Below are 13,000 nucleotides of genomic sequence, written 5' to 3' on the forward strand. Positions count from 1 at the left end.
GGATGGCGATGCGGATCAGAGTTGATCAAGTGACCAGGCGGTACGTCACCGCCGACTCATTGCGCGATGATCAGGACCGGCCGCCCGCGCTGGACCAGCTCAGCCTGGAGATCGAGGACGGCGAGACCTTGAGCGTGGTCGGGCCGTCCGGCTGTGGCAAGAGCACCCTGCTCCGGCTGGTCGCCGGGCTGGAGGACCCGGACTCCGGGACGGTCTTCTACGATGATCATGACGTCGCCGGGATCCGGCCGCAGGACCGTGGCATCGGCATGGTGTTCCAGGATTACGCGCTCTATCCGACGATGAAGGGCGCCGGGAATCTCAAGTACTACTTCGATGTGCACCGGCGCACGGAGGCCGAGGCGAGGGCTCGGGCGCAGGAGATCGCGGACCTGATGGGCGTCGGCTTCGAGCTGCTGCTGGGCCAGCAGTCGACGACGCTGTCCGGCGGCGAGCAGCAGCGGGTCGCGATCGCCCGCTGCATCGTCCGTGACCCGACCCTGTTCCTGATGGACGAGCCGATCGTCAACCTTGACGCGAAGCTGCGCGAGAGCACCCGGATCGAACTGGCTCGGCTGCTGCAGCGGTATGGGATCACCACCCTGTTCGTCACGCATGATCAACAGGAGGCGGTTTTCATGGGCCGCCGGATTGCGGTGCTGCGGGACGGCCGGGCGGCCCAGGTCGGCACCTTCGACGAGCTGTACTACAGTCCGGAGACGCTGTTCGTTGCGCGCTTTCTCGGCAGTAGGCCGCTAGCCGTCATCCCTGCGCTGGTAGAGAATCGGGTGCTCCGGGTGGACGGTGTCGATTGGCCGCTGCCCGGGTTCCTGGCCGGCCGGCTGCCACCCGGACCGGTCCGTCTGGGCGTCCGGCCGGAGGGCTGGCGGGTCGATCCGGCCGGCGCTCCCGTACAGCTGAAACGGACCGAGACCATCCCCGGTGAACGGCTCACCCTGGCGCACGGCACCGTCGCCGGCAGCGACGCGACACTGGTGCTGCCCGGCGGGCCGGCCGACGGCGGGGCCCGGTTCACGCCGGACTGGGACTCGGTGTTGATCTTCGGCGCCGACGACGAGGCGGCGCTGCACACCCCCGGACCCCCGGAGTTCTTCTGATGACGATCATGGCTTCGAAGTTGATCAAGAGGTTCGGCGAGAAGTCGGCCGTGGCCGGCGTCGACATCACCGTCGGCGAGGGCGAGTTCTTCGTGCTGGTCGGGCCGTCCGGCTGCGGCAAGACCACCACGCTGCGGATGATCGCCGGATTGGAGTCGATCGACGAGGGCCGGCTGGAGATCAACTCCCGTCCGGTCAACGACGTCCGGCCCCGGGACCGCGACATCGCCATGGTGTTCCAGGATTACGCGATCTTTCCGCACCTCGGCGTCTACGACAACATCGCGTACGGGCTCCGGTCGCGACGGACTCCGGGCGCGGAGATCCGCCGCCGGGTCGGCGAAGCGGCCGCGACGTTCCGGATCGAGCACCTGCTCCGGCGGAAGCCGCGGCAGCTGTCCGGCGGCGAACGGCAGCGGGTCGCCTTGGCCCGGGCGCTGGTCCGGGACGCGCAGGCCTACTTGTACGACGAGCCGTTGTCCAACCTGGACGCGCAACTGCGGCACCAGGCCCGCGAGGACATCCTGCAGTTGCACCGGCGGCAGCGGAAGCCGACCGTCTACGTCACCCATGATCAATCCGAGGCGCTCTCGATGGGTGATCGGATGGCGGTGATGCGGGCCGGCCGGATCGAGCAGGTCGGCACCCCGCGCGAACTGTACGAGGCGCCGGCAAGCCGGTTCGTTGCCTTCTTCATCGGTACACCGAGCATCAACCTGATCGAGGCCGAGCTGAGCCGCGACGACGAGGGCATCGTGATCACCGCGCCGGCGTTCACGTTCCGGCTGCCGGAACGGCTGACGGCCCGGCTGACCGGGCCGGTCGAGGGTCCGGTGACCGTCGGGCTGCGGCCGGAGGATCTGCACACGCCGCGGCAGGCCAAGTTCGCGGTGGGTGAGCACAACACCCTGCAGGCCGCGGTGGAGTTGATCGAGCCGACCACGGCCGGGTCCACGGTCTATGCCACCGTGGCCGGGCCGGACGGCCGGCTCGACCTGACCGCGAGCTTCGCCGGCCGGCTGCCGGACCGCTATGTCGGGCAGGAGGTGCCGCTCGCCGCGGACCTGGACCGGCTGCACCTGTTCGACCCGGTCAGCGAGACTTCCTTGTTGCGAAGGGATCCCTCATGACCGCCCTCGACCACACCGGGATCGCGCCGGAGCGGCACCGCGGGCCGGTGATCGGTGCGCTCGCGGTGTTCGGCGGGCAGGTGGAGCGGATGGTCGGGCTGAGCCTCGGCTGGTCGCTGTCCCTGGCGCCGGCGACGGTCGCGTTCGCCGCGTCGGGACTGCCTGCCGGGGTTCGGCTTGCGCTGGCCGCGGCGACCTGTTTGCTCGTCGTGCCGGCGACCGGAATGCTGTACGCGCTGGTCTCGGCCGCCCTGGACGGTGAAGAGCTAGGGCTGGCTACGGCCGTCGAGGCGATGCGCGGAGTCTGGGCGGACGCGGTGCGGGTGTTGGCGCTGCCGTACCTGATCCTGGTGGGATTGATCATGGCGGCTGTGCTGGCGGCCGGGACACATCCGGTGGTCGCCGTCGGCGCCCAACTGAGCTTGCTGGTTGTGTCGGTCTGCTCGATCTGGTGGGCCCCGCTGCTGGTCCGGGTTCCGGGTGCGACGGCCCTCGGCGTGCTGCGCGGCGCCGCGCTGCTGGTCTGGCGGCGACCCGGGCTCACTGTGCGTGGGGCCCTGGCCAGCGCGGTGTTCCTGATCATCGGCGTGCTCACGGTCGCCGGCGCCGTGCTCGCCGTACCCGCTGTGCTGGCACTGATCCAGGTAAATCTCCTCGACCATGCAGGAGAGGGCGATGACTGAACTCGAGGTCCGGGGCGTATCGAAGCGGCTCGGTGATCACCCCGCGGTCGACGACGTCAGCTTCACGGTCGCTGCCGGCGAGTTCTTCGTGCTGCTCGGCACGTCGGGCAGCGGCAAGTCGACCCTGCTCCGGTTGATCTGCGGGCTGGAAACGCCGGACCGCGGCGTGATCATGGTCGGCGGCCGGGAGATCCAGGCGTTGCCGCCGCGGCAACGCAATCTGGGCATGGTGTTCCAGGAGTACGGTCTCTATCCGTCGATGGACGTCCGCGGCAACATCGCGTACGGCCTCGAGGCGCGGGGCGGACTGGACAAGGCCGAGATCCGGAGCCGGGTCGAGCGCGCCGCAGGACGGCTCGGGCTCACCGACCTGCTCGGCCAGGCGCCGCAGGACCTGTCCGGCGGCGAGCAGCAGCGGGTGGCGCTGGCCCGGGCGATGGTCAAGGACGCGGACGCGTTCCTCTACGACGAGCCGATGTCTAACCTCGACCCGAAGCTGCGGCACCAGGCCCGCCGGGACGTGCTGGCCGTGCACCGGGAGCAGGGGCGGCCCAGTGTCTACGTGACTCATGATCAAAGTGAGGCGTTCGCGATGGCCGACCGGGTCGCGATCATGTCCCACGGGGTGCTGCAGCAGGTCGCGAGTCCGGACGAGCTGCTGGCCGCGCCGTCGAACGCGTTTGTCGCCCGGTTTGTCGGCAGCCCGCCGATGAACCTGTTGCCGAGGGGCGAGCGGCTGGCCGGGTTCCGGCCTGAGGCGCTGCGGCCGGCGGCCAACGGGTCCGGCGAGATCGCGGGGACGGTGATCACCGTCGAGGAGGGGCTGGTCGAGTTGACCGTACGGTTCGCCGCATCGGACGGGACCGAGCTGCTCGCGGTGCTCGACGATGATCTTGACGCTGAACCCGGTGATCACGTGTCGTTCGACCTGGCCGGGCCGATCCGCTGGTTCGACCGGGCGACGGAACGGGCCATCGGCGATGACTGAGGCTGCCGTCCGACTGGCCGCCGGAGTCGCCGCGATGGGGGAGATCCTGGCCCGTACGTATGGGCCCGGTGCCGCACCGGTGCTCGTCGGCGATCATGGTAAGCCGGAGTTGATCACCGAGGCGGCGGTGCTGGCCCGCCGGCTGACCGCGCTCGGCGACCCGAAGCTGCATCCCGGCGCGATGGCGTTACGGGAGGCGTGTCTCGGCGTCCGGCGCCGCTGCGGGGACGGTGCGGCGACCGTCGCCGTACTGGCCCGGGAGCTGGTCGCCTCGGCCACTCGGCTGGTCGTCGCCGGAGCCGATCCAGGCCGACTGCGGCGCGGTATCGACCGCGGCGTCGACGTCTGTTGCGCCGCATTGGCATCGGCGAGCGAACTCGTCGCCGGTCGTGCCGCACTGGCCGGGCTTGCGTTCGGCGCGGGTCAAGATCACGAGGTCGCCGAGGTGATCGCGGAGGTCTGTGAGGCGCTCGGGGACCGGGTCGCGCTGGTGCTGGAGGAGCGGGCCGGGCCGGGTCTCGAGGCCGCCTTCGTCGACGGGGCCCGCTGGCGGGCCGCTCAGTCCGTGCCGGACCTGGTGGCCTTGCCGGCGGGGGAGGCGGTGACACTGCACGATCCGCTGGTGATCTTGGCCGACGAGACCGTAAGGGAGGCGGCGGAGGTCGTGCCCGCCCTGGAACTCGGCCTGGTCGCGCGCCGCTCCGTGCTGCTGATCACCCGCGGGCTCGAGGGTGCTGCCCGGGCTGCCGTACTGGCGAATCGGCACCGCCTGTCCGTGGTGCCGGCCCGGCTGACCGAGCTGGGCGAGCAACTGCCCGCCCACCTCGGCGACCTCGCATTGCTGACCGGCGCGACACCGCTCGGCGACCTGGTCGGGAGACCTCTGCGGTCGGTGCGCGAGGCCGACTGCGGCACCGCCCGCCGAGCGCAGCTGACCCGAGCCCACCTGACCCTGACCCGCGGCGGCGGCGACCCGGCGACCATCCGTGCGACCGCCGATCGACTGGCCGCCCACACCACCACCGTCGATCCCGGCGGAGATGCCTGGTCGGTGCTCCGGCAACGGCGTGCGCGCCTGTCCGGCAGTCAGGCGGTGATCATCGTCGGCGGCGTCACCGAGTGCGACCGGACGGCCCGGATCGAGGCGGTACGGAGCTCGCAGCGGGTCGTCGAACTCGCTCTGGCCGGCGGCGTCGTGGCCGGCGGCGGGACCGCGCTCCGGGATGCGGCCGGCGCGGTCCGGGCCGCCCGGGGCTCCTGCGACTCGGACGAGGAAGCCTGGGGCCTCTCCGCCATCGCCGACGCACTTTCGGCGCCGGCCCGGCGCATCGGCCCGAGCGGCGGAGCGGTGATCTTGGACCCGGTCGGCGTCCTGATTGGCGCAGTCCGCGCGGCAGGCAGCCTGGCCGGCTCCGTGATCACCACCGCGGCTGTGCTGCCGTACCGCCGGGCCTCCTGATGGCCGCCGCCTGGCATCCGATCGGCCGAGTGACCGGCTCACCGGCCGTCCTGTCCCTGCTGTCGGCCTCCGGGACCATGATCATCGGTGGCACCGGCCTGATCGCCGTACGAGACCCAACCGGCACCTGGCAAACCTCCAACCCCGCCATCGGCGCCATCGCAGCCCTGATCACAACCTCCCCCGACCGGCGATTCCCGCCCTCCACCCTTCCGTTCCCTGAGCCCGCCGCCCCTCCGGTCCCTGAGCCCGCCGCCCCTCCGTTCCCTGAGCCTGTCGAAGGGTCGGGCCGGATTCCCCTGACCTTGATCACCGGCGGCCCCCTCGGCATCGGGCGGTCGGTTGATCATGGCCGGACCTGGCAGCTGGTGCGGCGTACGGTCCCGGTGACCTGCCTCGCCCGCTCCGGCGACCTGCTGCTAGCCGGCACCCTGGGCGCGGGCGTGCTGCGCAGCACGGACGACGGTCTGAACTGGGCCGACGCATCGGCCGGGCTGCCCGATGATCATGTCTCCGCCCTCACGTTCCAGTCCGGGTCTGCTCTCGCGGCGACCGACCGCGGGCTCTGCCGGTCGGCCGTCGAAGGTAGGGTCTGGCGCCAGGTGCCGGGCACGCCCACCGAACCGATCACCGCACTCTGGGCGGACGCTGACCACAGCTGGGCGCTTACCGAGTCGGGCCGCGTGTTCGGCGGCTACGGGGACGAATGGCGGGAGGTCGACCGGCTTCCCGACGAGGCGGTCCCGTCGGCCGTGCTATCGATCGCAGGTCGGCTACTGGCCGCGACGTCGGCCGGTTTGTACGACTCGGCCGCCGGCGCTCGCTGGCAACGGAGGCACGATCAGCCGACCTACGCCCTCGCCGACGCCGACGGACTGCTGCTGGCCGGCACCGCCTCCGGTCTGGCTGAATCGCGCGACGCCGGTGTCACCTGGTGCCCCGCTCCGTTTCCCGCGCTGGACGACGTGTCCCGCCTGCTGCCGGTCGGTGATCGCGTGCTGGCGTACGGACCCTTGAGTGGTCTGCTGGAGACCTCGCTGCTGCCTGACGGCTCTTCGCCCGGTGGGGCGCATTCTGGCGATCCGCTGCCGGGAGCGCCACTCCCCATGATCACCGCGGCGGCCGGGCCGGACGCTGTCCTGCTGGCTGCCGGCCCGGAGGGTCTGGCCCGATCGGCGGATGCGGGTCGCACCTGGCAGCAGGTCGGCGGCGAGCTCGGGGCCGTGTCCGCGTTGGCTCCGGATCGGGACGGCGGCTGGTGGGCGATCCCGGCGGACGGGTCTCGTCTGTTGCGCTCGGCTGACCGAGGTCTCAGCTGGACCGCGACCGCGACACCGTGGGGTACGTCGACCCCGTTGGCGCTCGGCGTCGTCGGCACCGACCTGCTCGTCGCAACCCGGGACGGCCTCGGCACCGGAGTCGACCTGTGGCGCGGCCCCGCCCCGGACCGGCTGATCCGGACCGGCCGGCTCCCGGCGGATCCGGACCGCGTGTTGATCAGTCTCGACCCGCCGGCGGCCGTGATCGACGACCGCCGGCTGATCCCCGGGCCGAACGGCTGGCGCCGGATCGACGGGCCACCCGGAACGATCCGCCGCTTGATCGGCACCGCCGGTCGCCTGCTCGCCCTGACCGACCGCGGCCTGTCCGAGTCACCCGACGGCGGGGCCAACTGGCATCAGCTGCTCGAGGCCGACCTCCGCGACGCCGTGATCACCAACGACGCCACCTTGGCCCTGGACCGTACCGGCACCGTCTGGCGAACCTCCCAGACCTGACGCGCCTTGAAATCCGACCACCAGTCGAGCCGCCCAGTCCGCAACTCCGGCGTGTCGCCGTGCTCAAACCGAACAGGGAAAGGATTCCAGGGCTTCCGCGGCGGAGTCGGGCCTTGAGAGAATGAGCCATGACGACGGCCAAGGCCCAGGACGGATCGACCGTCTCGCTGACCGGGAAGAGCATCACGACGGCGACCAAGACCGAGACGAGCACGATCGCGCTGTCCGCCATCCACACCGTCAGCTACCAGGTCCGCGAGGGCTGGTTCACCACCCACCAGTTGTCGATCACCTTCGGGGACGAGACGACCACGTGGAACGGTTCGACCAACGTCACCAGCCGCGGCCACCGATCTTGGTACTTCTCCAACAAGTACGCGCACGAGGTCCGGATCCTGCACGAGACCATCCGCCGCGCGATCAGCTGACCACCGCGCCACAATCACGTCGAAGGGCGACCAGGGCCAGTCTTGCGCCCTGGTCGCCCGTCACTGTCTAGCCGCCGTCGGCGCCGATGTGCGGCGGATTCGCCAGCGGGTCCTGGTAGTAGTCCTTGCCGCCGCTCCCGGAGATCGGCACCCCGGCCCCGAGGGCTGGCGAGCCGGACTGCAGCCGGTACGCCGCCGGGCAGGGCTGCGGGCCGGTCGGCAGCGGAGTCGGGACGCAGTTGCCGCCGTTACCAGGGGACGCGAACAGCGGGTTGCCCCACTTCGCGTTCGTCTCCTTGCCGCTGGCCTGCCAGGCTGCGAAGTCCGGGTAGGTCGTCCCGCCCCAGCGCCAGGTGGCAGCCCGCGGCGACCAGTACAGGTTGTTCGAGATCGCCATTCCGGTGTGCCCGTTCGGGTTGTAGTAGAACTGTCCGGCGCGGCCGTACTGATCACGGTTCTCCAGCGCGCAGATGTTGTTCTTGATCTGCGAACCGGCCGCCCAGGTGCCGCCCGCGTAGCCGAAGAAGAAGCAGGCGCTGGCGGTTGACTTCGCAGTCTGCGCGACGTTGGTATAGAACGTGTTGCCGTAGATCGACAGGGCGTTCGGCGGCACCTTCGGCACCACGTTCATCAAGCCGCCCTGTGCCTTCAGCCGGTCGTCGTTCTGCGAGATGTTGTAGCGGAACGTGTTCGGCCCCCACGCGGCGCCGCCCGGGGTATCGACATAGGCGAGCAGGCCGCTGCCGGCGTTGTCGTGGGTGTAGTTGTATTCGACGACCGAGTTTGACACGCCTCCGTCGAGATCGATGCCGTCCCAGTCACAGCCCGCCGTGAGGCTCGGGTACGGCTCGACGGCGTACACCTCGTTGAAGCGGATCTGCACGTTCTTGGAGGTGTACGCGAGGATGCCACTGGTACCGCCGCAGGACGTGACGTTGGCGCCGATGTCGTGCACCCGGTTGTGCTGGATCACCGCTCCGTTCCAGCCGTTGGCGGTGATCGCGCCACCGGTCGTTTTCGGGGCCATGCCGAGGTTGTAGACGATGTTGCGTTCCACCAGGACGTCGGTGATGTTGGTCCCGGAACCCCAACCGTAGATGCCGGCGCCGGCCTTGGACGTCTTACTGGCTCCGTACAGGTGGTTGTCGATGATCTTGATTCCGGCGAGCGGGCCGCTGTTGCCGTTGACCGCATAGCCCAAGATCGCGATCTGGCCGCCGAAGACGCTCTCGGTCCCGGTCTGGAAGAATCCTGTGATCTTGGAGTTCTGGATGATCATTCCGCGGGTGGGCGTAGTGGTCTGCTGGTTCTGCAGCAGCACGCCGGCGGCGGTCGATCCGCCGTTGACGATCTTGAGGTTGTCCACGGTGAACCCGTTGACGTTGTCGGCCGAGATGGCGGCCGAGTAGGTGCCGGTGCAGTTCGAGGTGATCGTCGCCTGGCCGGAGCCGTACGAATTGACCTTGAACGGGGTGCTGGCCGACGAGCCCGGCACGTTGGTCGGGTTGAAGGCCAGGCAGCCGGCGAACGAGGCTCCGCCCTGGAAGGAGACGGTGCTCCCGGCACCGAAGACGGAGCCGTTGACCTTGGCGATCGTCTTCCACGGTTGGCTCGACGAGGTGCCGGAGTTGCTGTCGTTGCCGGTCGGCGAGACGTAGTAGGTCGTGGCCGCGGCCTGCGCGGCCGGGGCCTGCCCGACCAGGGCCGACGCAATCAGGGGCAGGGCGGTCAGGCCGAGCAGGATGGCTCGGAGCTTGGGATGTGTTGATCTTGATCTCATAGCACGTACCAACCTCTTCGTTGGGATCTACGGCAGGGGATCACGCCTCCTCCAGTGCGCTTAATTTTGACTCTGAAAGAAGGGTGTGTGATCAAAGTACCCGGGCGGTCACGGGCCGGTCAACCCCCTACCCGTCAGCTGGTTGGCGCTGCCGTATTCGCCGACCCCGCGGTCGATCGGCACCGCCGACGCCGAACGGATCGCGGCCGAACAGGTCACCGGCGGCCGGTTCGCGTCGATGGCCGACCTGGTCCGACGGGCCGGTATCACCACGAGCCAGGTCGAGGCGCTTCGGCACCGCCGGCACCCTCTGTGGAACGCCGGCTACACAAGGACCCAGGCGTGCTGGTTACGCCATGGGTACCGATCCAGGACAACGTCGCGGCGCCGGAGGAGACCTTCGGCGCGGAGCTGGTGGCGGGCTCGCCGCGCGGGCGCAGGCTGCGGGTCTGGCGACCAAGATCAGTTTCGGCAGTCCGCTGGAGAAGCTGCGGTCGCTGATCGATGCCGCTCATGATCTTGTCAGCGACGCCGAGTCGTCCGAGTACGTTCCGGACCGGATCTTCGTGTACGAGGCTCGCCGACGGGGCGGGAGTCCCGCCGGCCAGGAAAGCAGGCCAGTCAGTCGATGCCGGAGTTCAGGAACGCATCGGTCACCTGGCGCTGCAGCAGGACGTAGCCGGCGACCAGCGGGGACGCGACCAGCGTCGCGGCCGCCAGCAGCGGTCCCCAGGCCTGGCCCTGCTCGGTCTGGAAGATCCGCAGTCCGACCTGGACCGTCGCGTGGTCGATGCCGCCGCCGGCGAGCAGCGGCCACAGGTATTCGTTCCAGGTCTGGATAAAGACGATGATCGCGACCGCGCTGAGGATCGGCCGCAGGTTGGGGATCATGATCCGGACCAAGATCACGAAGTCCGAAGCGCCGGCCATCTTGGCGGCTTCGACCAGTTCCTTCGGGAAGGCCGCGAGGTGCTGCCGAAGCAGGAACACCGCGAGCGCCAGCGAGGCCAGTTGCGGCAGCACCAGCCCGGCGTAGGAGTCGCGCAGGCCGAGCCTGGCGATCATCAGGTAGTGCGGCAGGATCAGTGCCGGTTGCGGGACGAGGGCGGTGCCGACCAGTAGGGCGAACACCAGCGGTTTGGTCCGGAACCGGTACTGGGTGAGCCCGTAGGCGGCGAGCGTGGCCAAGATCAACTGGCCGAGCGCCGTGGCCGCCGAGACCAGGGCGGTGTTGAACACGACGCCGGCGATCGGGAGCGCGGCGACGGCGGCCCGGTAGTGCTCTACGGTCGGCGAGGCGGCCAGCGGGTTGAGGTCGTACAGCACGGCGGTCGGTTTGAACGAGGTGGCGACGGCCCAGATCACCGGGAAGGCGATCGCGACCGCGGTCAGCATCAGCGGCAGGTGGACCAGCCTTCCGGCGATCCCGCGCCGGGTAGCCCGGCTCACCGCGCCGCCCGCCGTCCCGAGAACACGACCTGCACGGCGGCCACGGCGGCGAAGCCGATGATGATCATGACCGACAGCGCGGCGGCCGGACCGCCGTCGAAGTAGCCGAACCCGAGCTGGTAGAGCAGGTAGTAGACGTGCGAGGTCGCGCCGGCCGGTCCGCCCTGGGTGAGCGCGTCGATCACGCCGAACGTCCACGGCCCGACCAGGACGATCGTCGCGAACACGACCACGGTGGTGGCCGGCCGCAGCAGCGGCAGCACGATGTGCCAGAGCAGCTGCCGTTCCCCGGCCCGGTCCAGCCGGGCGGCATCGACGACGTTGCCGTCGATCGCGGTGAGTCCGGCGGTGAACAGGAGGAAGCTGAGCCCGAACACCTTCCAGCCGGCGACTAGCGTCACCGTGGCGAACGCGCCGGTCGGGTCGGTCAGCCAGTTGACCGGCCCGATCCCGATCAGTTCCAGCGGGACCCGGGTCAGGCCGAGCACCGGGTTCAGGATCCACTGCCACATCACGGCCCCCACGGCCGGCGGGATCAGCACCGGCAGGAAGAACACGGTCCGGTAGAACATGGTGAGCCGGCCGGCGAACCGCCAGACAGCGATCGCCGCGAGGCCGGGAGCGATCACGCTGAGCGGCGTGATCGCCACCAGGTAGGCGATCGTCGTCCGCAGCGCCTGCCCGGCTTCCGGGGCGGTGACCACGGCCCGATAGTTGTCCAGCCCGACCCAGCGCGGCGGCTTGGTGGTGAGGTTGAAGTCGAACAGGCTCAGCCCGGTCACCGCGACCAGGGGGCCGTAGATGGTCAGCCCGACCGCGACCAGTGCCGGCACCACATAGAGAGCCGGCCTGGCCAGGATCGACGTCATCGTTCGAGCAGCTGGCGGACCCGCTGGGCGACGTCGCGCAGGGTGGGTTCGGGATCGGCGCCGGCGGTCAGGATCGGTTGCACCGCGTTGTCCTGGATCAGCTCGACGGCCTGCTGACTGTTCCGGCCCGGCAGCACCTGGTACGGGACCAGGGCGTCGAGTTGCTTGATCGTCGGCACCAGGCGGTCGTCCCGCTTGAGGAAGTCGCCGAGGTAGGCGGGGTCCTTGATCACGACTGGCCGGAGCGGCAGGTAGCCGATCACCGAGGCGAGGATGGTGAAGCCCTCGGGTGACGTGAGGAACCGTACGAACTCCCAGGCGGCGGCCCGCTTGGCCGGGTCGGTGGCGAAGACGAACAGCCCGGCGCCGGACACCGTCGGCCCGACCGGGTGGCCGTCGAACGCGGGCAGACCGGCGGTTTCCAGCTCGAAGCCGAGCTTCGTCGAAGTGAGGCCGCCGAGCAGCGAGGTGCTGGTCACCAGCATGCCCAGCTTGCCGGCCTCGAACATCGCGACCGCCTCGGCCTCACCGACCGCCGGCTGCGCCCCGCTCCTGGTCAGGTCGCCGAGCATGCCGAGCGCCCCGACCGCGGCCGGCTGGTCGAGCTGCAGCGAGCCGTCGTCGCCGATCAGCCGGCCGCCGTTGGAGTTGATCAAGGACTGGGTGAGGAAGTCCGACTTGGCCTCGCCGGCCGCGTCGACGTAGACGCCCTGGGCGCCGGCCTTCTCGGCGATGGCGAGGGCGGCCCGCTTGGTCTCGGCCCAGGTGGCCGGTGGGTCCTGGGGATCGAGCCCGGCCTTGGCGAACAGGTCGGCGTTGATCATCATCGTCGGGGTCGACACCGAGAAGGCCAGCCCGGCCAGCTGGCCGTCGTGCCGGCCGAGCTCGACGGCCGCCGGGTACATGCCGGCCAGGTGCTCGTCCAGTTCGCCCGGTGGCGCCAGCTCCTCCAGCGGTACGTACGGAAGGTTCTCCTGCACGAACCCGAACTTGCTCCAGCCGAGCTGGGCCACGTCGGGCGGGTTCCCGGCCGCGGCCTTGGCGTGCACGCTGGTGTGGATCTCGCCGGCCGGCGTACCGGTCGGCTCGATCCGTATGTTCGGATGGGTTGCCTGGAAGGCGTCGATCAGCTGTTGCGTCCCTTCGCCGCCGACTCCCTTGGTGCCGTAGTTGTACGACTCGAACGTCAACGTAACCGGCTCGCCGGAGGATCCGCCGGGTGGCGTCGAGCCGGCACCGCAGGCCGCGGTGATGATCATGGTCGCGGCGACGGCGGCGGCGAGGCCGACCCGTACCGCACTGCTCCGAGGGCGCATGG

11 protein-coding genes are annotated in these 13,000 nt (G+C 70.2%); 7 read left to right on the forward strand and 4 right to left on the reverse strand.

What is annotated here, in order from left to right; genetic code table 11:
- Positions 1 to 29 precede the first annotated feature (29 nt).
- The 7 genes from ACFQU4_RS03305 to ACFQU4_RS03335 all read left to right on the forward strand — a co-directional run bounded on the left by ACFQU4_RS03305 (position 30) and on the right by ACFQU4_RS03335 (position 7,584).
- A complete protein-coding gene (locus ACFQU4_RS03305; RefSeq protein ID WP_377486888.1) occupies positions 30 to 1,118 on the forward strand; it encodes an ABC transporter ATP-binding protein in 1,089 nt (362 codons plus the stop codon).
- Positions 1,118 to 2,248, forward strand: coding sequence for an ABC transporter ATP-binding protein (locus ACFQU4_RS03310; protein ID WP_377486890.1), 1,131 nt, complete (start codon positions 1,118 to 1,120; stop codon positions 2,246 to 2,248). Before ACFQU4_RS03305 ends, ACFQU4_RS03310 begins: the two co-directional genes overlap by 1 nt.
- Positions 2,245 to 2,931, forward strand: coding sequence for a hypothetical protein (locus ACFQU4_RS03315; protein ID WP_377486893.1), 687 nt, complete (start codon positions 2,245 to 2,247; stop codon positions 2,929 to 2,931). The genes ACFQU4_RS03310 and ACFQU4_RS03315 overlap by 4 nt, the downstream gene beginning before the upstream one ends.
- The gene (locus ACFQU4_RS03320; protein WP_377486896.1) at positions 2,924 to 3,919 is read left to right on the forward strand and encodes an ABC transporter ATP-binding protein; all 996 of its coding nucleotides are present in this window, start codon (positions 2,924 to 2,926) and stop codon (positions 3,917 to 3,919) included. The genes ACFQU4_RS03315 and ACFQU4_RS03320 overlap by 8 nt, the downstream gene beginning before the upstream one ends.
- Entirely contained in the window at positions 3,912 to 5,378 is a 1,467-nt protein-coding gene (locus ACFQU4_RS03325) for a TCP-1/cpn60 chaperonin family protein (RefSeq protein ID WP_377486899.1), read from the forward strand. The genes ACFQU4_RS03320 and ACFQU4_RS03325 overlap by 8 nt, the downstream gene beginning before the upstream one ends.
- 29 nt (positions 5,379 to 5,407) lie before the next feature.
- Entirely contained in the window at positions 5,408 to 7,156 is a 1,749-nt protein-coding gene (locus ACFQU4_RS03330; protein ID WP_377486902.1) for a hypothetical protein, read from the forward strand.
- Between the two features lie 128 nt (positions 7,157 to 7,284).
- Positions 7,285 to 7,584 carry a hypothetical protein gene (locus tag ACFQU4_RS03335; protein WP_377486905.1) on the forward strand — a complete coding sequence of 100 codons (300 nt, stop codon included), beginning with the start codon at positions 7,285 to 7,287 and terminating at the stop codon, positions 7,582 to 7,584.
- A 67-nt stretch (positions 7,585 to 7,651) separates the two neighbouring features.
- Here ACFQU4_RS03335 and ACFQU4_RS03340 read toward each other — a convergent pair whose 3' ends face one another.
- From ACFQU4_RS03340 to ACFQU4_RS03355, 4 genes are all read right to left on the reverse strand, one after another.
- Positions 7,652 to 9,364, reverse strand: a complete 1,713-nt coding sequence (locus tag ACFQU4_RS03340) for a right-handed parallel beta-helix repeat-containing protein (protein ID WP_377486908.1) — start codon at positions 9,362 to 9,364, stop codon at positions 7,652 to 7,654.
- Positions 9,365 to 9,985: 621 nt separating this feature from the next.
- Positions 9,986 to 10,813: a carbohydrate ABC transporter permease gene (locus tag ACFQU4_RS03345; protein ID WP_377486911.1), complete on the reverse strand. Its 828-nt coding sequence runs from the start codon at positions 10,811 to 10,813 to the stop codon at positions 9,986 to 9,988.
- Positions 10,810 to 11,682, reverse strand: coding sequence for a carbohydrate ABC transporter permease (locus ACFQU4_RS03350; protein WP_377486914.1), 873 nt, complete (start codon positions 11,680 to 11,682; stop codon positions 10,810 to 10,812). Before ACFQU4_RS03350 ends, ACFQU4_RS03345 begins: the two co-directional genes overlap by 4 nt.
- On the reverse strand, positions 11,679 to 12,998 hold the full coding sequence (locus tag ACFQU4_RS03355) for an ABC transporter substrate-binding protein (protein ID WP_377486917.1): 1,320 nt from the start codon (positions 12,996 to 12,998) through the stop codon (positions 11,679 to 11,681). Before ACFQU4_RS03355 ends, ACFQU4_RS03350 begins: the two co-directional genes overlap by 4 nt.
- Positions 12,999 to 13,000 lie beyond the last annotated feature (2 nt).

The sequence above is a fragment of the Microlunatus sp. GCM10028923 genome (genome assembly GCF_042666975.1).
In the GTDB taxonomy this organism is placed as follows: Bacteria; Actinomycetota; Actinomycetes; order Propionibacteriales; family Propionibacteriaceae; genus Microlunatus.

What these genes read in the sequence shown, in the direction of transcription:
- ACFQU4_RS03310 (WP_377486890.1), top strand. Translation starts at nt 1,118, where the DNA reads ATGACGATCATGGCTTCGAAGTTGATCAAGAGGTTCGGCGAGAAGTCG.
- ACFQU4_RS03315 (WP_377486893.1), top strand. Translation starts at nt 2,245, where the DNA reads ATGACCGCCCTCGACCACACCGGGATCGCGCCGGAGCGGCACCGCGGG.
- ACFQU4_RS03320 (WP_377486896.1), top strand. Translation starts at nt 2,924, where the DNA reads ATGACTGAACTCGAGGTCCGGGGCGTATCGAAGCGGCTCGGTGATCAC.
- ACFQU4_RS03325 (WP_377486899.1), top strand. Translation starts at nt 3,912, where the DNA reads ATGACTGAGGCTGCCGTCCGACTGGCCGCCGGAGTCGCCGCGATGGGG.
- ACFQU4_RS03335 (WP_377486905.1), top strand. Translation starts at nt 7,285, where the DNA reads ATGACGACGGCCAAGGCCCAGGACGGATCGACCGTCTCGCTGACCGGG.
- ACFQU4_RS03340 (WP_377486908.1), bottom strand. Translation starts at nt 9,364, where the DNA reads ATGAGATCAAGATCAACACATCCCAAGCTCCGAGCCATCCTGCTCGGC.
- ACFQU4_RS03350 (WP_377486914.1), bottom strand. Translation starts at nt 11,682, where the DNA reads ATGACGTCGATCCTGGCCAGGCCGGCTCTCTATGTGGTGCCGGCACTG.
- ACFQU4_RS03355 (WP_377486917.1), bottom strand. Translation starts at nt 12,998, where the DNA reads ATGCGCCCTCGGAGCAGTGCGGTACGGGTCGGCCTCGCCGCCGCCGTC.